Origin of the sequence: Chitinophaga sp. (assembly GCF_017745275.1) — a bacterium.
Classification (GTDB): Bacteria; Bacteroidota; Bacteroidia; order Chitinophagales; family Chitinophagaceae; genus Chitinophaga.
In genome coordinates this window covers 423,439-448,441 of the sequence record NZ_JAGHZS010000001.1, presented here as the reverse complement: position 1 = coordinate 448,441, position 25,003 = coordinate 423,439, and the positions used below count along the sequence as shown (strand labels likewise).

14 protein-coding genes are annotated in these 25,003 nt (G+C 46.5%); 11 read left to right on the top strand and 3 right to left on the bottom strand.

The genetic code is table 11. The annotated features are described in order from the left end of the window. Positions 1 to 205: 205 nt before the first annotated feature. The 11 genes from J7623_RS01730 (at position 206) to J7623_RS01680 (ending at position 19,077) form a co-directional block, all read left to right on the top strand. Positions 206 to 808 carry an RNA polymerase sigma factor gene (locus tag J7623_RS01730; protein ID WP_291916506.1) on the top strand — a complete coding sequence of 201 codons (603 nt, stop codon included), beginning with the start codon at positions 206 to 208 and terminating at the stop codon, positions 806 to 808. Between the two features lie 96 nt (positions 809 to 904). Continuing rightward, complete coding sequence (locus J7623_RS01725; protein WP_291916503.1) at positions 905 to 2,065, top strand: FecR family protein; 1,161 nt, start codon at positions 905 to 907, stop codon at positions 2,063 to 2,065. A 306-nt stretch (positions 2,066 to 2,371) separates the two neighbouring features. After that, positions 2,372 to 5,716, top strand: a complete 3,345-nt coding sequence (locus J7623_RS01720) for a TonB-dependent receptor (protein WP_291916500.1) — start codon at positions 2,372 to 2,374, stop codon at positions 5,714 to 5,716. Positions 5,717 to 5,728: 12 nt separating this feature from the next. Beyond that, positions 5,729 to 7,414, top strand: a complete 1,686-nt coding sequence (locus J7623_RS01715) for a RagB/SusD family nutrient uptake outer membrane protein (RefSeq protein ID WP_291916499.1) — start codon at positions 5,729 to 5,731, stop codon at positions 7,412 to 7,414. Positions 7,415 to 7,431: 17 nt separating this feature from the next. Then, entirely contained in the window at positions 7,432 to 9,918 is a 2,487-nt protein-coding gene (locus J7623_RS01710; RefSeq protein ID WP_291916497.1) for a hypothetical protein, read from the top strand. A 2-nt stretch (positions 9,919 to 9,920) separates the two neighbouring features. Continuing rightward, the gene (locus tag J7623_RS01705) at positions 9,921 to 11,096 is read left to right on the top strand and encodes a hypothetical protein (RefSeq protein WP_291916495.1); all 1,176 of its coding nucleotides are present in this window, start codon (positions 9,921 to 9,923) and stop codon (positions 11,094 to 11,096) included. Continuing rightward, positions 11,074 to 12,876, top strand: coding sequence for an FAD-dependent oxidoreductase (locus J7623_RS01700; protein WP_291916493.1), 1,803 nt, complete (start codon positions 11,074 to 11,076; stop codon positions 12,874 to 12,876). The genes J7623_RS01705 and J7623_RS01700 overlap by 23 nt, the downstream gene beginning before the upstream one ends. Then, positions 12,876 to 13,829: an FAD:protein FMN transferase gene (locus J7623_RS01695; RefSeq protein ID WP_291916490.1), complete on the top strand. Its 954-nt coding sequence runs from the start codon at positions 12,876 to 12,878 to the stop codon at positions 13,827 to 13,829. The genes J7623_RS01700 and J7623_RS01695 overlap by 1 nt, the downstream gene beginning before the upstream one ends. A gap of 26 nt (positions 13,830 to 13,855) precedes the next feature. Continuing rightward, a complete protein-coding gene (locus J7623_RS01690) occupies positions 13,856 to 15,175 on the top strand; it encodes a S41 family peptidase (RefSeq protein WP_291916488.1) in 1,320 nt (439 codons plus the stop codon). Positions 15,176 to 15,248: 73 nt separating this feature from the next. After that, positions 15,249 to 16,259 carry a zinc-binding alcohol dehydrogenase family protein gene (locus tag J7623_RS01685; protein ID WP_291916486.1) on the top strand — a complete coding sequence of 337 codons (1,011 nt, stop codon included), beginning with the start codon at positions 15,249 to 15,251 and terminating at the stop codon, positions 16,257 to 16,259. Between the two features lie 28 nt (positions 16,260 to 16,287). Further along, the gene (locus J7623_RS01680) at positions 16,288 to 19,077 is read left to right on the top strand and encodes a family 78 glycoside hydrolase catalytic domain (RefSeq protein ID WP_291916484.1); all 2,790 of its coding nucleotides are present in this window, start codon (positions 16,288 to 16,290) and stop codon (positions 19,075 to 19,077) included. Between the two features lie 694 nt (positions 19,078 to 19,771). On the opposite strand, the gene J7623_RS01675 is transcribed toward J7623_RS01680, so the two are convergent. The 3 genes from J7623_RS01675 to J7623_RS01665 all read right to left on the bottom strand — a co-directional run bounded on the left by J7623_RS01675 (position 19,772) and on the right by J7623_RS01665 (position 24,944). Then, positions 19,772 to 20,587, bottom strand: coding sequence for an NAD(P)-dependent oxidoreductase (locus J7623_RS01675; RefSeq protein WP_291916481.1), 816 nt, complete (start codon positions 20,585 to 20,587; stop codon positions 19,772 to 19,774). A gap of 160 nt (positions 20,588 to 20,747) precedes the next feature. After that, positions 20,748 to 21,758: a hypothetical protein gene (locus J7623_RS01670; RefSeq protein WP_291916479.1), complete on the bottom strand. Its 1,011-nt coding sequence runs from the start codon at positions 21,756 to 21,758 to the stop codon at positions 20,748 to 20,750. Positions 21,759 to 22,220: 462 nt separating this feature from the next. Then, positions 22,221 to 24,944: a sugar-binding domain-containing protein gene (locus J7623_RS01665; RefSeq protein WP_291916477.1), complete on the bottom strand. Its 2,724-nt coding sequence runs from the start codon at positions 24,942 to 24,944 to the stop codon at positions 22,221 to 22,223. Between the last annotated feature and the right edge of the window lie 59 nt (positions 24,945 to 25,003).

Genomic DNA, 25,003 nt, shown 5'->3' with positions numbered 1-25,003 from the left:
GCAATCCGTTTGCTTTTCGCTTCTCTTAATACTCTTTCTGTCAATTCTTTTTCTTGAAATTCTCTAATGTAATCAGACATCATCGTTTTAAGAGTAACGAGCCAATAACATTCATCTCCCCAAAAAATATTTCCCCTTGTTTCCCCATTTTTTTTAATTTTAGTCTGATCTACGTTATGTAATACTATTCCACTTATCCTGTTCCATGGAGCATGTAACTGATGAACAACGATTGCTGCAACTGGCTGCTGCCGGGCATGAAGAAGCGTTTACCCGCCTCTTTCACGGGCACAAGCATAAGTTATATAGCTTCCTCCTGCGCTTAACCAATTCCCCGGAAATGTCAGAAGATGTAATTCAGGATGTTTTTCTGAAGCTATGGAAAGATCGTCAGCAACTGCTGCATATTGAACAGTTTGGAGGCTATATTTACCGGATGGCCCAGCACCAGGTATTGAATGCCTTCCGGCGGATGGCCAAAGAAACGTTGATCCTGGCAGAAATTAATAAACTGCATCTTACGGCGCACGACAATGCCGAAGATCATTTACAAGTGCAGGAAGTGAGAGCGCGGCTGAACAAGGCGCTGGATAAACTACCTCCCAAACAAAAGCTGGTATATACCCTTAGCCGGGACCAGGGATTAAAACACGATGAAATAGCCCGGCACCTCAATATTTCCCCCGCTACGGTGAATAACCATATGATTGCTGCCCTGCGTACCATCCGGGAGCAGCTCGGTATACACCTGCAATCCGCTACCGGCGCATCTTGTGTGCTGGTGATCCTGGTGGCATTCCAAAAATAAAAATATTTTCTTCCGGACTAGTTATAGTTTCCTTCCCGTTTGTCTATAGTAAGATAGATACCGTGGAGGGGATGTTGATTAACATAAATAACCAGGATGCTGTCAGCAAGAATTAAATACCTCGTTGAAAAATACTTTGACGATACCGCCACAGATGCCGAGAGGGAGGAGCTGGCGGTATGGATAGATACTACCGCCACGCAGGAGGAGCTGGAAGAAGCGTTGGGAGATGCATGGGCCTCCCATGTGCCACATACAGCCATGCCAGATGTTATGTCGGATCGTATTGAAAAGGCATTATTCAGTACGGTTCCGGAAAAGCAACCCGCCCGCATTATCCGCTACGGCTGGTGGGCCGCTGCCAGCGTACTGTTGCTGGGAGCCGGCAGCTGGTGGGCGTTACGGCATACTCATACTACTACACCGGTGATAGCCGATAAGCAAAGCCGGTATAAAAATGAGGTGGCGCCAGGAGGCAATAAAGCTACACTTACGCTGGCAGATGGCAGCGTCATCACGCTGGATAGTGCCGGCAATGGTTTGCTGGCACAGCAAGGCAATATAAAAATAGTAAAGCAGCGCAACGGAGAACTTACCTATGAAGGGAGTGGCGCCGGAGAAAAGATGTATAACAAAATGGTGACGCCGCGAGGTGGACAATACCGCCTCACGTTACCGGATGGTACCATCGCCTGGCTCAACGCTGCCTCTTCCATTTCCTTTCCTGCTGCTTTCTCCGGCGACAACCGGAAAGTAAATATCACCGGGGAAGTATATTTCGAAGTGGCCATGGATGTACACCACCCGTTTGTAGTGAATGCCGGCGCAGTTGATATCACGGTGCTGGGTACACGATTTAATGTAAATGCCTATGAACAGTTGCCTGATATCCGCACTACGCTGCTGGATGGAGGCGTAAAGGTAAGCAGCGCCGGCGCAAACACCATACTGAAGCCCGGGCAGCAGGCGCAGGTAAATCATCATGGTGCATTATTAGTGATGAATAATGTAGATACCGATGAAATTATTGCCTGGAAAAATGGATTCTTCCAGTTTACCGATGCTGATATGCCTACCGTGATGCAACAAATTGAACAATGGTATGATGTAAAAGTAAGCTACGAAGGAGCTATCCCGAAGAGGAGCTTTGGTGGTGGTATGCAGCGCTCATTGCCCTTGTCGGAAGTGTTAAGTATCCTGGAAGCCAATGATGTTAAATTTAAAATAGAGGGGAAAAATATTACAGTACTTAAGTAAACACCAAACCACGTTTTATTTTATTGATGAAACTAACAAATTCCACTGCGTAAGTCACCCACGATTACGCGTATGAAACTGCTATGCAAATAAAAACCGGAAATACTGGACATATTTCCGGCGGCATTTGATAGCATGAACAAAATAAGTCGGCGAAGACTCCTTATTCACTCAACCAAACAATGCAAATGTATGCAAATTAATTGTAACGCTCTTTGCAGCCGGATGGCCGTTGCTATTGCCCAAAGGGTACCAACACCAGCCATCGGGCATCGCGGGCTATGCTCAACCAAAATGCTGTTAGCTATGAAGTTAACGTTTCTGTTTTTGACGGTTGTTTTTTTGAATGTAAGTGCTACAGGACTTTCTCAAACCGTGAGTTTTTCAGGGAAAGATGTATCACTCAAAACGGTTTTTTCCGCTATCAAAAAGCAAACCGGTTGTGTCGTATTTTACGACAACTTTCTGCTGAAAGATAGTCACCCCGTTACCCTGGATGTGGAAAAAGTATCCCTGGAAGAGTTGCTCACCAAGGCTTTGAAAGGACAAGACCTTACTTTCTCTATCGTAGACAAAACCATTTCTATTAAGAAAGCGGTTCATCTGACTACAACGCCTGTATTAAAATTCATGGCATTTCCTATGTCGCTCATCGGGCGGGTAACAGATGATACCGGTACGCCATTACCCGGCGTAACGGTGCTATGGAAGGGCACTTCCAAAGCTACCGTCACCAACGAAATGGGCGACTATAAACTCAGTGATATCAATGATGGCGCCACCATCGTGTTTTCCTATATCGGTTTCGAAAAACAGGAAGTGACCCTGGCAGGGCAATTCCGGCTCGACATCCGGCTAAAAAAAGCCACCAATACCGCACTCGATGAACTGGTGGTAATTGGTTATGGTACCGTGAAAAAAAGCGACCTTACCGGCGCCGTTGCCAGCGTGAAAGGCGAAGCCGTAGCCGCCCGGAAAACTACCCAGGTATCACAGGCACTGCAGGGTGCGATGCCCGGTGTAATGGTAACGCGCAATAATAAAGGCCCCGGAGCAACTGCGCAAATCCGTGTACGTGGTATTACCTCTATTAGAGACGAAGGTGCTACGCCGCTGGTTATCCTCGATGGCGTGCCGGTAGACGATGTGAATTCCATCAACCCCAATGATATCGAGAATATCTCTGTACTGAAAGATGCTGCTTCTGCCTCTATCTACGGCTCCCGTGCGGCAGCAGGGGTTATCCTCGTTACCACCAAACGCGCGAAGAACGGACAACTGGATCTTAACTACAGCTATGAATATGGCCTGGAAAAACCTACCAAACTACCACAGTATGTAGATGCGGTGCGGTTTATGCAGCTCACTAATGAACTGAGATGGAATGATAACGGCAATAACGCCAACGAATATCCCACCTATACAAAAGATATTGTAGATAACTACGCACAACTGCACGCACAAAACCCGGATCAATATCCTAACACCGATTGGCGCGCACTCCTGCTGCATAGCAGCGCACCACGCGAAACACATATGCTCAGTATTGGCGCCGCCGGAAAAGCGCTGCGTTCCCGTATATCACTGGTGTATGATAAAAATGGCGCTTTATATGATAACCGCTCTTACGATCGTATCACCACGCGTGTCAACAATGATATTACTATCAATAAATACCTCTCTGCCAGTGTAGACGTTAACTTTAGACGTACTATTACCTCCGCGCCTATTATTCCATATCCTATGATAGACCCCATGTATAAGCTGGGTATTGTGCCGCCTATTTATGCCGCTATGTGGTCTGATGGCCGCGTGGGCGCCGGAAAAGATGGCGCTAATATTTATGCATTGACAAAATTTGGCGGTTTTAATGATAACTGGTACAACCAGCTGGGTGGAAAAATCGGCATCGATTTTACGCCTGTTGAAGGATTGAAATTTTCCGCAGTGGTAGCGCCTTTCCTGAATTTCGACAAAGGGAAAAAGTTTACGAAGAAAATCCCTTATACCGCCTTCAATAATCCCGGTTCTATTTCCGGGTATATAGAAGGTGCTACAGAAACCAAATTGGAAGAAGCCCGTAATGATAACTATCGTTATACCACCCAGTTCTTCGCTAATTATACCAAAGAGTTCAGGCACCATAGCTTTAACCTGATGGCAGGTTATGAGTTTTACAAAGCGCATGATGAGCTGTTGGGGGCTTCCAGGGGGCAGTATCAATTGGATAACTATCCTTACCTCAACCTTGGTCCGCTGGAATTCCGTGATAACAGCGGCAGCGCCTTTGAAAATGCTTACCGTTCCTGGTTTGGCAGGTTGATGTATAGTTATAAAGATAAATACCTGCTGCAGGGAAATATCCGCTATGATGCTTCGTCGCGTTTTGCGCCAGGGTACCGCTGGGGCGCCTTCCCTTCTTTCTCTGCCGGATGGGTGATGTCTGAGGAAGGATTCCTGAAGAAAACAGCGCCCTGGTTGTCGTTCCTGAAAGTACGCGCCTCTATAGGCGCATTGGGTAATGAGCGTATTGGAAATTACCCCTACCAAGCTTTGCTATCTTTCGAAAATAATTCCCTTTTCTATAAAGGTAATACCATCGTATCCGGCCAATCAGCCGCACAATGGCAATATGCCATCCGCGATATTTCCTGGGAAACAACCCGGTCATGGGATATAGGCGCTGATGTTAACTTCTTACAAAACCGCCTGCGCTTTACCGGCGACTACTACCAGAAAACCACCAGCGATATTTTGCTGGAACTGGAAATACCTGATTTTATTGGCTACGACAATCCCTTCCAGAACACCGGTAAAATGTATACCAAAGGCTGGGAAGCACAACTGGGCTGGAACGACCGCATCGGTGATTTCAATTACAGCGTATCTGTAAACGTGTCTGACTTCATTACCAAAATGGGCGACCTCGGTGGTACCGTGTTCCTCGGCGACCAGATCAAAAAGCAGGGCAGTGAATTTAACGAATGGTATGGCTATGTATCAGACGGGATTTATCAAACACAGGATGAAGTGGATAAATCGCCCAAACTCAATGCCAACGTAAAACCTGGCGATGTCCGTTACAAAGATATCAGCGGCCCGGAGGGTGTGCCTGATGGTAAAATTTCACCGGAATACGACCGGGTGTTATTAGGAGGTTCCCTGCCACGCTACCAGTATGGCGCCTCCATACAGGTGGGGTATAAAAACTGGGACCTCGGTATTGCTTTACAGGGCGTAGGTAAACAACGCTCTCAACTGGGATCTGATATCGTGCGGCCATTAACAGAAAATTACGGCAACTTCCCCGCTATACTGGATGGTAATTCCTGGAGCAAATACAATACGCCGGAACAAAACCTGGCAGCGAAATTTCCGCGCTACACCAACACTTCCGCGGGCAACAACTACGCGATGTCTGATTTCTGGTTGATTAAAGGAAACTATTTCCGCCTGAAGAATATCAGCCTGGGTTATTCTATGCCGGGTAGCTGGATGAAGACGATACACCTGCAGGGTGTTCGTTTATACGGCAGCGTGAGTGACCTGTTCTCTATTCATCATTTCCCAAGGGGCTGGGATCCGGAGCAGGACAGGCTGGGTTATCCAATCACTACCAGCTTCGTATTTGGCGCATCTGTTAAATTCTAAAATTCCACGATCATGAAACAATTGGCTATTATCATATTCACCGGGATGTTGCTGAGTGCCTGTGGTTCACTGGACCTGCATCCTTTGTCTGACGGTTCCAGCGAAACCTGGAATTCTACACCGGAAGAAATTAACATGTCGCTCAACGGCCTTTATAAAGGTGATTTCTGGCTGAAAGACAACGACGAGTGGACCGACGACTGGATATACCGCGACGTGACCACAGAAGTAACCGGCGCTACCATCAATGGTGAAACCGGGTTCGTGAAAGACTGGTGGACCAAAACCTACAAAGCCATCGCGAGGGCTAACAATGTTTTGCAAAGCATTTCCAGGGCCAGCAAGGTATTGTCGGCCGACCAGATTGCCAGCTATTCTGCAGAAGCACGCTTTGTAAGAGCCTGCCAGTATTCCCGTTTGTTATCTCACTATGGCAATATCGTGTACACCGATTCTATCCTGGATATAGAACAAGCGCTGCAGCTGAAGCAAAGTAAACCGCAGGAGGTGCTGCAAAAAATTTATGCGGACTTCGACCTCGCTGCTGCGTCGTTGAAAACCACGTATAGCGGCAGTGATCTGAAGCGCGCTACCAAAGGTGCTGCGCTGGCCATGAAAGCACGCATTGCTTTGTATATGGGTGATTGGGAAACCGCTAAAACTGCTGCCAAAGCCTGTATGGATCTCAACATCTATAAATTGCACGACGACTTCGGTAATCTCTTTTTATCTAAAACAAAGAATTCTGCTGAAACCGTTTTCGGACTGCCCCGTTCTATTACTTTGAAAGTAACGCTGGGCGATTGCCAGAACTATGTTACCCGTAATGCCGGCGGCTGGGCTGCGAAAGATCCTTCCTGGGACCTGTTCTGCGCCTTCCTCTGCAAAGATGGATTACCCATTGATCAATCGCCTTTGTTTAACCCGCGCCGTCCCTTTGATAACCGTGATCCCCGCTGTGCCGCCACGCTGGTGGAGTTTCAGACGCCGCACCTGGGATATATTTTCCAACCACATCCGGACTCTGTGACCGTGTTAAAAGTATCGGACAATAAGTATGTGGAAAATAAAGACACCCGCTCTATTGCGCAGTACGCCTCTTTTAACGGGCTGTTGTGGAAGAAAGGTATTGACGGCGACTGGCTCCTCAACTCCTGGACGGTAGAACCGGACAATATCATTATCCGTTATGCAGATGTATTGCTGATGTATGCAGAAGCAAAAACAGCGCTGGGAGATATTGATCAATCGGTGCTTGATGCGATTAATAAAGTACGCGCCCGCGCTTACGGTACCGCCTATACGAACACGGCCGCTTATCCTGCCGTTACCATTACAGAGAAGAATGCGCTGATGCAGGTGATCCGTATTGAAAGACGCATGGAGTTTGCGCTGGAAGGCATTCGTTATATGGATATCATCCGCTGGCGCCTGGCAGAGAAAGTATTGAACAGGGCGAACTTTGGCCTGCTGGATCCAGCTGATCTGCGTGCCAAAGTAGTGAAGCCGGGGCTGTGGTTCTTCCCGCAAACACCGGTGATAGATGCAGATGGAGTGGCCGACTTTTCCCCGATGTATAGTGCTGGGCTCGTAAAACAAATTGCCGTACGCAAGTTTGACGCTACCCGCCAGTACCTGTGGCCAATTCCGTCAACCGAAGTATTGACCAGTCATCTGACGCAGAATCCAAATTACTAAGCACGCAAAAAAACAATATGAAAAACGGAAGAAATATTATTTTGTGTGCTGCTATTATGAGCCTGGTCGGCGCTGCCTATTATAACCCCGCCGACGCACAATCGGGTAAACCCCGCGCCTATAGCGGTATTTATCCGAAGCTGGCTATGTATAACAAAGAAGGAGAGTGTGGCACCGGTGCAGTAGTACCCTGGGCAGGTAATTTATGGGTGATTACTTACGGTCCGCATATGCCTTTTGGCTCATCAGATAAGTTGTATGCAATAACGCCGGCCCTGCAGCAAATAGTGCGGGAAGAAAGCATCGGTGGCACGCCGGCCAATAGAATGATACATCCCGAAAGCAACCAGTTATTTATAGGCCCTTACGCCATCAGCGATAAAGGTACCGTGAGGGTCATTCCTTATACGTTAATGCCAGGGCGGCATACCGGCAATGCCCGCCACCTGACCGATCCTGCCGGGAAAATATATTATGGCACCATGGAAGAAGGTTTCTATGAAGTAGATGTACATACCCTGCAGCCAACATTGTTATATGAAGATGGAAATGTGAAAAACAAAAGAGGCGCAGATACCCTTGCCAATGCAGCACTGGCTTTATTGCCTGGTGCGCATGGGAAAGGATTGTATTCCGGTCAGGGGGTGCTCATTTATTCCAACAATGGTGAACCCGGCCCCAAAGCCCTCACCGATTTCGACATAGAAGCCGGCTCCTTATCAGAATGGAATGGTAAGGACTGGAAAGTAGTGCGCCGGAATCAATTTGTAGAAATCACCGGTCCGGGAGGCATCTCCGGAAATCCACATCCCGTCACCGATCCAATCTGGGCCACCGGGTGGGATCATAAATCATTGTTACTGGGATTAAGAGATCAGGGAAAATGGCAGTTCTTTCGCTTGCCCAAAGCCAGTCACAGCTATGACGGCGCCCACGGATGGAATACGGAATGGCCCCGTATCAGGGATGTAGGTACCGCTGCAAAACCGGAATACCTGATGACCATGCACGGCATGTTCTGGCATTTCCCGGCCACATTCGCCAGCGGCCATACAGCGGGTATCCGTCCCCGTAGTGCGTATTTAAAAGTCATCGGCGACTATACCCGCTGGCAGGACCAACTGGTATTTGGTTGTGATGACTCCGCACAAAAGGAATTCCTCAACAAGCGCCGCGCCAAAGGAAATATTGAAGGCCCCGGCCAATCGAATTCTAACTTATGGTTCACCGGTTTGCAACAACCGGATCACCTGGGACCCAATACCGCCGAAGGAGCTGTATGGCTCAACGAGCCGGTGAAAGCCGATACTCCTTCCGACCCATTCTTATTTGCCGGCTGGCCGCAACGCAGCGCACGTATTCAACATAACGGCACACAACCGGTCCTGTTTACATTTGAAACAGACCGCAACGGTAACGATCAGTGGACCGTTGCGCAAACTATCACCGTAGCGCCCGGACAGGCCGCGGAAGTGATTTTTCCAACGCAGATACCCGGAGAATGGATTCGCGTAAAAGCGAGTAAAGCCGTTACCGCTACGGCGCATTTTTCTTATACCGCCAACGATACCCGCCACACCACCGCGGCGCCAATCTTTGACGGTCTCAGTAAAGTAACGGCCTCACAGGTAAAAGGAGGCCTGTTATACGGACTGGGCAATGATCGCCGTGCATTGGGCATGTTAGCGCGTACCTATCAAAATGGCGACGCTACTAATACCGGCTACTATGAACTGAATGCCGACATGCAGTTGCAACCCAAAACCGATGCGGCTACCGCTGATTTTATTGAAAAGCAATTTGCCATTCCGCAACAGCCGGTACTCATTGAAACGGGTTCCATATTGATTGTGGACGATAAAGGCCGTCGCTGGCGATTGCCGTTAGGCGATGAGGCATATACGCCGCTCGTTGGTAAAGCCGCGTTGCGGATTTGCCGGGAAGTATCTACAGAGAGAGACTTGTTTAACTGCCATGGTACGTTCTATGAACTGCCGGCAGAAAACGCGGACGGCTATGCGAAAATACGACCCATTTCTTCTCATCATTTCCGGATTAATGATTACGCTTCCTACCGTGGCATGCTGATTATGACCGGCATTGACCCGGCCGCAAAAGCAGGCGCACACATCATTGTATCCGATGATAAAAAAGCGGCCGTATGGGCAGGCGCCATTGATGACCTGTGGCAAATGGGTAAACCTACCGGCCACGGTGGTCCGTGGAAAAATTCGGCAGTAAAAGCAGGGGAGTCGTCAGACCCTTATCTCATTGGGTTTTACGACAATCGCAGCCTGCAATTATCGCATGATGCCAAAATATCCGTTACGTTCACGATTGCTACAGATCCCGTAGGCAACGGTACCTGGATGCCTTATAAAACCGTGACGGTAGCGCCTGGCGAAACCTTTCAATACCAGTTCCCGAAAGGCTTCCAGGCCAGGTGGATTCGTTTTAACAGTAATAAAGACTGCAACGCTACGGCGTGGCTGGAATATAAATAGTTATGAAATATACAATGGTGGCATGGTGGATAACAGGATGGCTGGCGCTAAGTGCCACAGCATTCTGTATACCGGCAGATACTGCCGGGCTGCAGGTATTGGATACCAGTCATGTCAATGATGTGTTGCACAACCGTTACCTGTTGCCGGTAGCCACTCACCAGCGCGCCTTTACTTTCCGGGAAAACGATACCACGGTGTATCCGTTGTACCTGGCTACCAACAAGGCCGGACAGCCATTGTATTATTTCAGCAACATCTTTACACCGGTTTGTTATACCGGCGAATGCAAACCGGTGTACATCAATTTTTACTGGGACCTGCTGGGGAATTATATCCGCTACGACTTGCCGGTAAATGAGGCGTTGACCAAACTGGATCATAAAGTGTTTAAGCCGGCAGACTATGAAAAGATGCAGGACATCCTCGCCAAATCCAACTCGTTGCTGGCATCTTTGAAAATTACGGACCTCATTGTGCCCGGTACAGAAAACCTGACCGACTCCGTGGATGCCAGAACCGGCGCCACCTTGAAGACGATCAAAAATGAAGTGATATCCGGTGCGGTATATTCCTGTTATACGTTGTGGCATATTGCCCATGGACCAGTAGTGGAGGAGATGATGCGTATTACTGAAACGTACAGCAACGAAGCGATGTGGCATCGGATGCTGGCCTCCGGAAACTATGCTTACCAGTATTGGGCCATCGATAAAGTGATGGATAAAAGCGGTCATATCAAGGCCGGTTTTGAACCCGATATCCGCGAGGTAGTAGCCGGAAAAAATGTGTTCCTGACGCGGTATTTAATACAACAACTGCATCCGGATTTTATGAGCGGCAAATCCTCCCAGCGTTGGCTGTGGAAAATATATGCAGCAGCGGCATACCCGGTGCAGGTTACCATCTTACGCAAACTAAAAAACATACCACTGGATACAGCATTGACCCGTCAACTGGCAGACGTTTTCCCGAATGCCAACACGGAGCAGTCGGCCTTAATACTCCCGTTATTACAGCAGGCGCCGGTGCTGCCGTTAGAGCAGCTGGCCGCACAACTTACCAGTGCAGATGCAGAAAAAGCAGCCATTATTTATACACTCATACAACAACGGAAACCCGATAGTAAACACGTTAAAAAGCAGCTATACAATTATGAAAAGCGTATTAGTCAGTAGCAAAACATGGTGGCGGGTGATAGCGCTATGTTGCAGTTCCATGTGGGTCCACGCACAGGAACCGGTTTTGGTGGAAACAGAATCTTTCGCCAACAGGGGTGGCTGGGTAATTGACCAGCAATCGTTTGTTACCATGGGCTCTTCTTACCTCATGGCGCATGGTATGGGCCGCCCGGTGAAAGATGCAGTAACCAGTGTGAGCTTCCCTGCCAAAGGAAAATATCATGTATGGGTACGTACCAAAGACTGGGCGCCATTTCCCAAAGGACCCGGTAAATTTCGTGTAGTCGTGAACGATATACCACTCACCCCGATATTTGGAGAAAGCGGTAACGATGAATGGAAATGGTACGATGGCGGCGTTGTGAATATCACCAATGTGAATACCAAAATAGCGCTGCAGGATCTCACTGGTTTCAACGGCAGATGTGATGCGTTGTTATTTACCACTGCGCAAAAATATACGCCCCCTAATGATAAGCCTGCTTTAAGCGCCTTACGCAGAAAATTATTGCATACCAGCGAACAGCCGGCTGATGGTGGAAAGTATGACCTGGTGGTAGTTGGCGGTGGTATTGCCGGCACCTGTGCCGCTATCTCCGCTTCCCGCATGGGTTTAAAGGTAGCGTTGATACAGGATCGCCCGGTACTTGGTGGCAACAACAGCTCTGAAGTGCGGGTGCATCTGCGCGGAGAAATCGACAAAAACTATTATCCTAAATTAGGAAGAATCGTTAGAGAGATGGATAACGGCGACCCTGGCAATGGTAACCCGGATGGGGAAGAATATGGCGATGGCCGGAAAGCTGCCATCGTAAAAGCAGAGAAAAATCTTAAAGTGTTCCTCAACACCTATGTGTATAAAGTAGAGAAAGAAAACGACCGCATTATTGCCGTCACCGGCCGTGATATTGCCACCAGCCAGGACACCCGGTTTACCGGCACTTATTTTTCAGATTGTACCGGCGACGGTACCATTGGCTATCTTGCAGGCGCAGACTTCCGCATGGGCAGGGAAAGTAAAGCAGAAACACATGAATCACTAGCCGCAGAAAAGCCGGATAGCTTCACCCTGGGCACATCTAACTTATGGGCGGCTGTGCCGGTAGATAAGCCTACTACCTTCCCTGCTACCCCGTGGGCGCTTCCTTTTTCCGATGAATATCATATCGATGCCACAAAAGCAGATTGGGAATGGGAAACGGGTTTCGGTAACTTCAATACCATCACAGATGCAGAGAAAATACGTGACCATAATCTCCGCGCCGTATACGGTAACTGGTCTTATCTCAAAAATAACAAACCGGAAAAATATGCGAAACAAGAGCTGGCATGGGTAGCCTATATCGGCGGCAAGCGGGAGTCGAGACGCATTATGGGCGACCTGGTACTGACACAGATGGACATCCAGGAAGGTAAACACTATCCTGATGGCGCCGTTACCGCTACCTGGACCATCGACCTGCACTTCCCCGATTCCCTGAATCATAAGTATTTTGAAGGACAGGAATTTTTCGCAGGCACCCGGCATATCCGGGTAGCGCCTTATACCATTCCTTACCGTTGCCTGTATTCCCGTAATATCAGCAACCTGTTTATGGCCGGTAGAAATATCAGCACCACGCACGTGGCTTTTGGCAGCACCAGGGTAATGCGTACCTGTGGTATGATGGGAGAAGTGGTAGGCTTTGCGGCTTCCGTGGCGCAAAAATATCACAGCAGTCCACGGGAAGTATACAGCGCGCATTTATCAGAATTAATGCAGTTATTGCAGGAATAATGATGTACCTGTTTTTTTTACTATTTCACAGCCAGGTGGTGAGCCTTAGCGGTGCCGCCCAGGGCACCACCTGGCAGGTGAGATATACCGGTATCCCGCATCCGCAACTGCAATCTGCCATTGATAGCACGCTGCAGGAAATAGACCAGTGTTTGTCCCTTTATCGTAATGACTCCGAAATATCGCTCTTTAATAAATCCACCACCTGGACTTATGAGCTGCCTTATTTTTACCCGGTACTCAAAAAGTCCGCTGAAATATATACCGCTACTCATGGCGCCTTCGACCCTACTGTGATGCCACTCACAGCAGCCTATCGCGCCGGGAAAAAATCCGGCCAACCGTGGTGGGAAAAAAAGGATTCTTTATTACAATATGTAGGCTTCACCAAAATTGTATTCGACGAAAATAAAGTACATAAACTACAGGAGCAGGTGCGCCTCGATTTCGATGGCATCGCGCAAGGCTATAGTGTGGATGTTTTAGCCACCTTGCTGGAGCGCAACGGCATCAGCGACTACATGGTGGAGATAGGAGGAGAAGTGCGCTGCAAAGGCCGGAAAAACGGTATTCCTTGGAGTATTGGCATCGACAATCCACTGCACCCGGAAGCAGAAGCTTCCACCGTGCAGTTATTTAACAAGGCTGCCACTACAGCCGGTAATTACCGCGACTACTACCAGCAGGACGGCCATACCTTCGGACACATCATCAACCCCGCCACCGGCGCCACTGCGCCAGCCGACTTACTCAGCGTCACCGTTTTTGCCGATGATGCCATTACTGCCGACGGCTACGATACTGCTTTTATGGTAATGGGATTGGAAGCTACGAAACGCTTTCTGTTGCAGCATAAAGAGCTGGACGCTTACCTGGTTTACAAGGGAGATGATGGACAATTGAAAGTATTTGTGACGGAAGGGATTAAGCCTTTTATTAAGGGGCTTCCGTGAATTCATTTCTTGTCGTAAATTAAAGGATGATTAGTCTCCGACGTTGTATCTTCCTGTTATTGATCGCCTTTTCTGCGACAGCGCAGCAACCCCCTGATCAATTATACCCACCCGCTGCGTTAAAAGCTGATTTTCGCTTCCTAAGAAAGCAACTGGAAACTATACACCCCGCGCTTTATCGCTATACTTCCAGGCAAGTATTTTCCGCCTTTTGCGATAGTCTTTACCACGAGATAAATCACCCGATGAAGGAGCAGGCGTTTTTAAGTTTAATTACCCTCCTCCATGAAAAAATTGCAGACGGGCATACCATGTTCCTGCCCAGCGAAGCGGCTATGGCTTATTATAGCAGCAAGGGACGATTTTTACCGTTATTGGTAACCTGTCGTGACGGAAAGCTGTTTATCCGGGACAACGGCTCCCTCAACAAAGCGCTACAGGCCGGGCAGGAAATATTGTCCATCAATGATATGCCAACGGATAGCTTAATGACGCAATTAGTGAAAAGACAGATCAGGGATGGATATAATCAAACCTATCCCTTATGGATATTGCAACATTATTTTTCCGCGTATTATAATTTCGCATTTGGACAATGCCCCAGTTTTCGCGTGCAGATCAAAGGAGCCGCCGACACACAAACGGTGGCTGCACTAACAAAAGACAGTATCCGGTTGCTGCTGACACCAGACACCACGGCGGAGGCTACTGTATTATATCCCCATGGAAATGAAAACCCTGGTATTACTTTATCCACCATGCCGGACGAAAAGCCGCTAGCCTGGTTAAAGGTGAAAACCCTGGATAAAGACCAGTTAAAAGCTACCCATCATCAGTCATATAAAACCGCTATTGATAGTATCTTCGCCACCATACGCGATTCGGGGTATCAACACCTCGTCCTCGACCTGCGGGATAACCAGGGCGGCGATTTTGCTCCGGGATGTTACCTGCTTTCGTACCTGGTTCCCAGGCCTGTAACTTACCTGTACGGAGGTAAAGAAACCCGGTTGATTACGCCGGTGCGTAACCGTTATACCGGCCGCCTGTTTGTACTCATTAATGGAGGAACGTTTTCTAATGCGGCCATTGTGAGTGCCTACCTGGAAAAATATACCAGGGCCATTTTTATAGGAACGGAATCGGGTGGCAATAAGCATATCATCAGCGGAAATGCCAGGGCTATTTCTTTGCCGAATACGCATTTACAGGGATTTATATCTACTACTAATTACCTGGTCAACCGGGATGTAAATGACGGGCATGGGGTGATGCCGCAGTATAATCATGTGGAAGAGGAGGATGCGGTTAAAAAAGTACTGGTGGCGGTTATGGCGGGGGAATAAATCATGATGTAAGCTACGCTGCCTGAAAAAAATATACTGGCAGTTACGGAGAAATTTGCATAAATTAAATGTAGTGAAAACACTGATTTGTACCATTCCTGGCAATTTTGAATATGGCCTGGGTGCTATACCCACGCTGCAGCCAGGTCATGCCATTATTAAAATAAAGAAAGTAGGCATTTGCGGTACCGACTTCCATGCCTTTGAAGGTACCCAACCCTATTTTGACTACCCCCGGATATTGGGCCATGAACTGGCCGGTGAAATTATTGCCCTTGACGACGTGCCAGGGTTTAAAGAAGGAGACACCGTTACAGTAATTCCCTACGAAAATTGTGGACATTGTGTGGCTTGTCGCGCTGGCAAACCCAATTGCTGCGAACACATTGCTGTATTCGGTGTGCATAAAGACGGTGGGATGGTAGACTACCTCGCAGTGCCGGGGCGGTTGCTGGTGCATGGCGCCGGTCTCACGGAAGAGCAGTTGGCGATGGTGGAACCATTATCCATTGGTGCGCATGGTATCCGGCGGGCGGCGGTACAACAAGGAGAATATGTGCTGATAATGGGAGCGGGGCCTATAGGACTGGCCGCTATGGAAATGGCCCGCATTGCCGGCGCCACTGTTATTGCCACTGATATCCGGGAAGTACGTTTGCAGTTTGTAAAAAATACCCTGGGGATACCACATGCACTGTTGGCTAACGGAGATGTAGCAACGCAGTTGAGAACCATTACCGGCGGCGACTTGCCCACCGTAGTAATAGATGCCACCGGCAACCAGCAGGCGATCAACAATGGCATCCGCTACCTGGCACATGGCGGCAGGTATGTCCTGATTGGTTTACAGAAAGAGATGCTGATGTTTTCGCATCCGGAATTTCATAAGCGGGAAACAACTTTGATGAGCAGCCGTAATGCTACCCGCGCAGATTTTGAAGAAGTAATCCGTTGTATCAAACAAGGCCTGGTGAGCCCGGAGAAATATATTACCCACCGCATTAAATTCGGAGACGTGAAACATGTGTTCCCATCCCTGCTGGACCCCCGGAATGAAGTGATCAAGGCAGTTGTGGATATGTAATTTTGTATATCAACCAATAAACAGTGTGATGATGAAGTCCACTTTGTTATTTTTCCTGCTACTGATCAGCGCCGCCACCATGGCACAGAAAGTCCGCGTACAACGGCTCCTGTGTAACGGACAAGCCAATAACCCCATTGGCATAGACGCTGCAAAACCTACTTTCAGCTGGCAGCTATACGCAGATATTCCTCATGTTAAACAAACAGCCTATCGTATACTGGTAGCCGATAACCCTGCCCTGCTGGCGCGTAATAAAGGAAATATATGGGATTCGAGGAAAGTTGTATCGGACGAGTCGATACAAATTTTATATGCAGGTAAGACATTGCACGCCGCTACCTTGTATTATTGGAAAGTGATGGTATGGAATAACGGGGTAGCTTCCGATTGGAGCGAACCTGCCTCCTGGCAAAGTGGTTTGTATAAGGCGGACGACTGGAAAAAAGCGCAATGGATCGGCTATGAAGCCATGCCGGACAACGACAGGATTGTACCCGCTCTCCACAGCGACTACCAGGAGAAAAACCGTCGTAAAGATGTACTTCCTTTGCTGAGAAAAGATTTTACTCCCCGCAAACCGCTGGCAAGGGCCACTGTTTTTATTTGCGGCCTGGGACAATTTGATTTGCATCTCAACGGAAAAAAAGTAGGTCAGCATTTCCTGGATCCGGGATGGACCAAATACGATCAGCAAGCGTTGTATGTGACGTTTGATGTAACGGACCAGTTGCAAAGCGGTCAAAATACCCTGGGCGTTATGCTGGGTAACGGTTTCTTCTTTATACCCGGCGACCGATACCGGAAACTCACCGGCGCCTATGGTTATCCACAGCTTATTTGCCGGTTATATCTCCAATACCGCGATGGCAGCGCCGATGATATTGTCAGTGATCCCAGTTGGAAGGCCGCACCAGGCCCGGTTACTTTTTCCAGTATCTATGGGGGAGAGGACTATAACGCCACGTTACATCCATCCGGCTGGGACCAGCCGGGCTTTAATGATAGCAGCTGGCGGAATGCCGTAGTTGTAAAAGGGACGACCAACTTACAGGCGCAAACTTCGGCGCTGGCTACTTTCGATCAGTTTTCGCCGGTGACCATTACCCAGCCCCGGCCAGGTGTTTGGTTGTATGATATGGGACAGAATGCGTCTGCCATTCCGCGCCTGCGGGTGAAAGGTCCTGTCAATGCCGTGGTGAAACTAACGCCGGCAGAACTGCTGACACCGGAAGGTGTTGCAGATCAAAAGCCGGTAGGCAGCCCGGTTTACTTCAATTACACGTTGAAAGGGGATAGCGTGGAAGAGTGGCAGCCGCAATTTATGTACTATGGTTTCCGCTATATACAGGTAGAGGGTGCCGTGCCGGAAGGAAAGGATAATCCCCGTCACCTGCCAGTGATACAACAGCTCACGGAGATCCATACACGTAATGAAGCTATTACCAGTGGCCAGTTTCACTGCTCCAATGAACTGTTTAATCAAACCTTTCGTCTCATCGATTGGGCTATTCGCAGCAACATGGCGAGTGTGTTTACAGACTGCCCGCATCGCGAGAAGCTGGGCTGGCTGGAGCAGGCGCACCTGGTAGGCAGTTCTATCCGTTATATTTACAATATTGAAGCACAAGGGCGCAAAACCGTGCAGGACATGATACTGGCGCAAACCGCCGAAGGCCTGGTGCCGGATATTGCACCGGAATATGTTGTGTTTGAAGATGGTTTCCGCGATTCGCCGGAATGGGGTAGCAATGGTATTATTTTTCCGTATTACCTGTATCAGTGGTATGGTGATAAACGGGTATTGGAAGAAAGTTATGAGATGATGACGCGCTATGTGGCTTACCTGGAGCAAAAGTCAGATCATCATATCCTCCGGCATGGCCTGGGAGATTGGTACGACATAGGTCCGGATTTCCCGGGAGAATCACAACTGACGCCCAAAGGTATAACCGCTACGGCTATGTACTATTATGATCTCGCTATACTGGCAAAGGTAGCGGGTATTTTAGGAAGAAGGGAAGATGCCCAACGATATGAGACCCAGTCAGCAATGGTGAAAGCGGCGTATAATAAGGCCTTCTTTAACGATAGCACCAAACAATATGGTACCGGCAGCCAGGCCGCCAACGCGATGTCTGTGTACATGGGGCTGGTGGAGCCGGAAAATAAAGCAGCAGTGGTTGATAATATCATTGCAGATGTACGTGCACATAATAACAGTCTTACCGCCGGTGATATCGGTTATCGTTACCTGCTGCGTGTACTGGATGAAGCAGGACATTCCGATGTGATCTATGATATGAATAGCCGTGCCGATGTACCGGGTTATGGGCTGCAGTTGGCTAAAGGAGCTACGGCGCTAACTGAATCATGGCAGGCGCATCACAATGCGTCCAACAATCATTTTATGCTGGGGCATTTGATGGAATGGTTTTATACAGGTTTGGCGGGTATCCGTGCGGCTCCCGGCAGTGTGGCCTTCCGCGATATGGAGATTCGCCCGGAAGTGGTAGGAGATGTAACGTCTGCCGAAGCCAGCTATGAATCGCCTTATGGTTTGATCAGTAGTAAATGGAGAAAGGAAGCGAGTGATTTTTACCTGGAGGTGCAGGTACCTGGTAATGCCCGCGCTACTATTTATCTGCCCGCATCGTATACAGCAGATGCCACCATGAATGGGCAGCCGCTAACCAAAGGATATAAGGACGGGCATTACGTTATCGATGTTGATGCTGGTAAATATTCATTCACGGTTACTACTACGCCACCTGCCAATACTAGTGCCGGTAGCTACGCCGGTGTTATAAACCGATAAATAAATAATGGTTTGGAAAAGAAAATGCCTGATTCAGTCGGGGAGGGAAGTTGTGTGTGGTTGTGTTTTTAAATCAGGGGTGTTGGTGTGTTTATAATAGTTAGGTATCCGTATTATATGTTACAACAGAGAAGTGGTGATAAGTTTTTTTTATAGATAATGAAATACTTATGATGGTTGAAAGTTAGTATGGTGTTGTGTTGTGGCTGTTGTGTGTATGTTTGGTTGGGTAGAAAATTACTTTGTGTGATTATTCTTCATAAGAAATTTTTCAATTCAAAAATCAGTTTTTGGGAGATTTTTAAAATGAATGAGAATGAACAAGAAAAAATGAACTGAACAAAACTGAACAGATTTTTTTCAGATACTCGTCGTAAATTTATTCCGGGTTAACAAACATGTCATTCGATTAAAGGCGGATGACATACGAGAGTATGAAGTAAGCCACCCTTTCCAGGGCCGCTTTTTTTTGATCTCATTTTTTAAAAATGAGTTGTTGAATTACGGGAAAAGGCAGTTCTTTCCAGATCAGCTTATCTTTTTATAAAACAGGTTTGTTGCCATTAGCTGCTGTCGCAGATGCTATTGACTAAACGGGATTTTCTATTGTTATCTATCCCGGATAAAAGATGATTTGTGTAGTCACATTATTATCATTTGCTTCAATAGCTTTGTGCTTTAAGCTTCCAGCTCCTCAAAGAAACAGGTCTTTCTGTAATTTTCCGCCTGGCACTACGGCATATTTATCGAAGTTGGTAATACCGGCAGCCTGTAATACTTCTTCGTCAATGAAAGTATGCCCGGTATAGGAAGCCGGTTGTTGCAGGATGTATTCAACCGCATCAGCGAGTATCTCGGGAGTGCGGCTCCGGTTAATCAGGGCATCTCCACCGAGCAGGTTCTTCACGGCAGCAGTGGCAATAGTGGTGGCAGGCCACAGTGCATTAGAAGCAATGTGGTGCGGGGCCAGTTCCGCAGCCCATCCCATCGCCAGCATACTCATATTGTATTTGCTGATGGTATATGCCACATGTGGGCCAAACCACCTGGGATCCAGGTTGATGGGTGGTGATAAGGTGAGGATATGTGGGTTATTACCTTTTTTGAGATAGGGGAGGCAGTGTTGTGTTACCAGGAACGTACCCCGCACGTTGATATCATACATGAGGTCGAACCGTTTGGCAGGTGTTTGTTCGGTGTTGGTGAGTTGAATAGCGGAGGCGTTGTTGATCACCACATCTATCCCGCCAAATTTTTCTACTCCCAGTTGTACCGCGTGGGCTATTTGTGCTTCTTCCCGGATATCTACCTGTACTGCCAGGGCTTTGCCGCCGGCGGCTTCTACTTCTTCGGCAGCAGAGTAAATGGTACCTCCCAGGCGCGGATCTTCTTCTACACTTTTGGCGGCAATAATAATATTAGCGCCTTTACTGGCGAGTCGCAGTGCAATCGCCTTGCCGATGCCACGGCTTGCGCCGGTAATAAAGATGGTACGTTGCTGAAAAGACATAACCCTTGCTTTTTGCGGTGAATAAGAAAAGGAATTTAAGGATTCTTTCTTGCATGGCAAAAAGCAAGGGCTATTTTGAGGGATAGACAAAAAATAGCGGGACTAAGACTAGTCCCGCGAGTCACCAACCTAAAAAATCAAGGGGTGATTAAAGTGAACTTCATTGGGCATTACGAACGGTGATGAAGGAACAGTTAAAATATGATTCAAATACTCGAATAAATTCTGCGGTGCTTCTCATGGCAATCGACCTGGCGATATCTTTGGCCTCGGCTTTCGTTGTCACGGCCGAATGAAAGGCGTATAACATTTTACATTGCCTGTCGAATGCTTCCATCGTAATATGATAAGTATTTTCGAAGCCGGCATATAAAGCTTTCGCGTTTACGTCAAAGATGTAAGCGATTTTGGCCAGGTTAAATTCGTCATCTGTATGTGTGTTGATGTATTCTACCACTTTTTTCAGGATATTATCTATCTCATCAGCATTATACGCATTGGGAAGATGAGCGATTTTATCCTGGTTAGCGAAGTTGATAAACAGGTCTACGCAGCATCTGTAAAGGAGTTTCTCTGCCGCTACTCCAATATATTTACAATCTATAAATTGTTTGATCAGGTAATTACATACCAGGTTGAGTTTATAAGGTCTGTTTTGTAATGGTCCGCTGCCTGCCATCAGTTCTTTCTTTGCCAGTTGTGCCAGGTCAGGATGTATTTCAGCCAGTTTAGGTAAATCTGCCGGTAGTACGTTGATGTGGAAGCTGATCATTTCATCGCCTCTTTTCATAGGGGCTTCATTAAACCGGGCATTTAATTTAAACATGTTCACTTCCTTGCCATTCAACGGATAGGCGCCATTATCTGCTATTTCTGCTTTGGGGGAGCCGTGGGCCATAAAATGGAGCACTACAATTTCCCTGCAGGTAACGGGTAATAATTTGATGGCTTCCATCGCATAGATTTCGTGCATCCAGATGCTAAAAATGCCCAGGCGGATAACCTGGCAAACCATGTCGAAGTCGTAGTCTGAGGTGAAGAAGATTTTCGAAACAGGGATGATCAGGTGTTGATACTCTTCCGGAATCTCTTCTATCGGCGTATAGTTTTGGTCGTCCGTTTCGATTCGCAGAATTTTTTCAGGGAGATTTACATTTTTGGGCATTGCCATAAAACAATGTTTTTAAACTGTTTAAATATTTGTTTACCGGTGCCTGCAACTTCTGGGCTAATTGAATAGGTTTTCATAGGATAATAACAAACTATTTCAATCGGCTGTCAGTATTGTTTCTTTGAGTCTGTCTTTTAATGGTTATCCTGGTGGTATTAATAATACACGAGTAATATTTGGATCGTACTATAAAAATGTGTCTTTTAACGGTTATGCTCGAGATGGGCCCTTTCCTTTCCTTTTAAAAGGCGGTACATTAATAATACACGGGCGTAATTCTGATAGTACTATATTTCTAAAAGGTTTTTTTGAAAAATTTTGAACCGCCAGAAGGGGAAGGATCATATTTTAAATTTTTTGATCATTTTAATAAAAAGGTCACCAATAAGACTATTAGCGACGTTCCCATATGAGTGCACATGGGGCGTAAACCAATCCGCCCACATGTACCGCGTAATGTGTTTAGTTATTTGTAGGCCAGGTTGGCTGGCCGGATTTCATTTTTTGGAGAGTTTCGGCGTAGACTTTTTCGTCTGGTGCTCCTTTCTTCATTTGAAGTGCCTTTTCTTCCCATTTAATTGCCTCACCTGATTGATTGCTCTTATGAAGCAAATTAGCATAGGTGTCAAATGCATCGGGTGCTTGTTTGTCCCATGTTTCTATACAGTATTTCATTACTTCTGCTCCATAAGAAAGTATTTTTGGATCGTTTACGTTTTCAAATAAAGCCCAGGCAACATTATTGATCATGAAGTCAGGATGGTGTAGTGCTTTTTCGAAATACAAAACGAAATATTTTCCATAATTCTTCCAATCCTTTGTTACAGTTCCGTAGTAATACATACGTTTTCCAAGTATTAGTTCTTCACCAACTGTTCCATATTTGGTTTGAAATGCTTGTTGTAAACTATCCCAATTTGGAGTATAGTAGTTAGCTGCCATATATGGGTTCAAGTCATCCGCGCTTATAATGGCCTTTAACTTATAGATTGATGTATTTTCACCTAGAACAGCGTCAACTTTTTCGGAATTGGACATGAGCATTTCAAACCCTTTATCCTTAGTTGTTCTGGTGATTTGATTAATGAAAGTCAGATTCTCTTTTGAGTATGGATCAATCAATTGATTAATATATTCTCTGCCGATATTTGTTATATGGACCTGGTCCTTCTTTCGGGCAGCCATTAACAGTAATCGTCTAAGAAAGACAGAGTCACGTTTGCCTTTTTCGTAAGAGAGCAGCAGTTCGGTGTATCTGTCATCATTGTCTTTAGTATTTATGTTTTCCGCGATAAAGAATTTTGGATCTAATCCTGCAGATATTTGAGGAACTATGTTATTGTTGATCTCACGAATTTCACTAACAGGTATTTTAACTATCTCTCTATCGTAAGTGAGTAGTCCATTTTCTTCTCCCTCAACATCGTATGGTTCAGTGTATATCGAACCACTTAGACCCTCAGATTCTAATTTTTTTAAATCACTCATCATATGAGTATACCGTTTTTTTAGTTCTGACGGCGGAACCTGTACATAGCCCCATCCTTGCATGTCGTCCCATTGATGACCAGGAACTGATACCCCAACGCCTCCGAATTCGCCAAGTACCCTGGCTTTTCCGGGTTGTCCAGGTGCGTTTCTGGGATCAGGGTAAGAGTGAACATCAGTTAAGTCGCTATTTACCCAAGGTGAATCAGCGGGTTCCCTTAATTCATCATTCACATATAATAATTCTCCAGAGTGCCCATTTACTATCCGGCTGGGATCATATTTCTTTACCCACTCTGTCAGTCTTTTTTGATCATATGCTCCCCATCTTTCATTGAAAAGAACCCAGGTGATAACGGATGGGTAGTTGTGCAATTGGTCCATTGTCTCCATAGCTTCTTTTTCAAAAATCTCTCTGGATCCTTCCGGAAGTCCATGTGGAGGATTTACGAAGTCCTGCCATACTAATACACCAATTTTGTCCGCATGGTAATACCATCTATTAGGTTCTATTTTTATATGCTTTCGGATGGTGTTAAATCCCATAGATTTCATTGCTTTAATATCAAAAGCCAATGCTTCGTCTGTAGGCGCTGTATATAAGCCTTCAGGCCAAAATCCCTGATCAAGTACCCCTAGGTTATAGGTGTATTTATTATTGAGGAAAATTCGGTCTGCTCCTTTTTCATCTTTTTGAATATCGATTTTTCGCATTCCGAAATAACTTGTTACTTTATCAATAACAGTATTCCCTTTAAGCAATTTTATAGAAAGGTCATAGAGAAATGGGTTATCAGGCGACCATAAATCCGGAGTATGAATTTTTAGAGACATCGATGTTGTATTTTTATCAACCCCTTTTGAACCTGAGATAGGTTGTTTTTGTACACTTACTACTTTCCCATTTTTCAATGCAGAAACCTCCAGCATTAAGTTTGAGGACTGAGGTGTGGTGTTGATATCAATTGTAAGCTCTTCTTTGTCAATGTCAGGAGTTGTTTTGAAACCGATAATATGTTTAGCTGGGACAGTTTCTAGCCAGACTGTTTGCCATATACCACTTGAGGGAGTATAATAAATATTTGCAGGACGAAGTACCTGCTTCCCATGAGGATTAGGGCCCATGTCTGTTGGGTCGAAAACTTTTACGATTAGTTCGTTTTGTCCAGACTTTAAGTAGTCAGTAATGTCAAAGGAGAAATTTTGATATCCTCCGGTATGTTCCCCGATTTCCTTTCCATTAACGTAAATAGTCGCTTTCCAATCTACGGCATCAAAGTGCAAGAATAATCGCTCGTCAGAGTTTAGCTTAGGTTTGGAAATAGACCTTTTATACCATAATAAATTATTGGGCATTAATTTTTTTTGTACACCCGATAATGCGGATTCAACAGGATATGGAACTAGTATGTATCCAGAATAATTAATGGGTTTACTTTCACTTAAATCGGTAATGGCATATTGCCATAAGCCATTTAAATTTTCCCAGTTACTACGAATCATTTGTGGACGTGGATATTCTTTTAATGCATTGTTGGGGTTAACATCTTTAGCCCATCTGGACTGTAAATGGATGGGTTGCATTTTATATCTTCCTGCGTCTGAGTTGCTGACAGGTATATTTTGAGGACTTTGTGCATTGACATAAGTCGATATCGAGAGCGCAAATGCCAAACATGTTAAATTATTTTTAGTCATTTTCTTATTTTTGTTCTTATTATTTGGATAACGAAATAGAAATGAAGGTGAATTTTTCC

Bases quoted from the DNA above. Each gene is read 5' to 3' on its own strand.
- J7623_RS01710 (WP_291916497.1), top strand. From the start codon at position 7,432: ATGAAAAACGGAAGAAATATTATTTTGTGTGCTGCTATTATGAGCCTG.
- J7623_RS01690 (WP_291916488.1), top strand. From the start codon at position 13,856: ATGATTAGTCTCCGACGTTGTATCTTCCTGTTATTGATCGCCTTTTCT.
- J7623_RS01680 (WP_291916484.1), top strand. From the start codon at position 16,288: ATGATGAAGTCCACTTTGTTATTTTTCCTGCTACTGATCAGCGCCGCC.
- J7623_RS01715 (WP_291916499.1), top strand. From the start codon at position 5,729: ATGAAACAATTGGCTATTATCATATTCACCGGGATGTTGCTGAGTGCC.
- J7623_RS01665 (WP_291916477.1), bottom strand. From the start codon at position 24,944: ATGACTAAAAATAATTTAACATGTTTGGCATTTGCGCTCTCGATATCG.
- J7623_RS01670 (WP_291916479.1), bottom strand. From the start codon at position 21,758: ATGGCAATGCCCAAAAATGTAAATCTCCCTGAAAAAATTCTGCGAATC.
- J7623_RS01705 (WP_291916495.1), top strand. From the start codon at position 9,921: ATGAAATATACAATGGTGGCATGGTGGATAACAGGATGGCTGGCGCTA.
- J7623_RS01695 (WP_291916490.1), top strand. From the start codon at position 12,876: ATGATGTACCTGTTTTTTTTACTATTTCACAGCCAGGTGGTGAGCCTT.
- J7623_RS01725 (WP_291916503.1), top strand. From the start codon at position 905: ATGCTGTCAGCAAGAATTAAATACCTCGTTGAAAAATACTTTGACGAT.
- J7623_RS01675 (WP_291916481.1), bottom strand. From the start codon at position 20,587: ATGTCTTTTCAGCAACGTACCATCTTTATTACCGGCGCAAGCCGTGGC.
- J7623_RS01720 (WP_291916500.1), top strand. From the start codon at position 2,372: ATGAAGTTAACGTTTCTGTTTTTGACGGTTGTTTTTTTGAATGTAAGT.
- J7623_RS01700 (WP_291916493.1), top strand. From the start codon at position 11,074: ATGAAAAGCGTATTAGTCAGTAGCAAAACATGGTGGCGGGTGATAGCG.
- J7623_RS01730 (WP_291916506.1), top strand. From the start codon at position 206: ATGGAGCATGTAACTGATGAACAACGATTGCTGCAACTGGCTGCTGCC.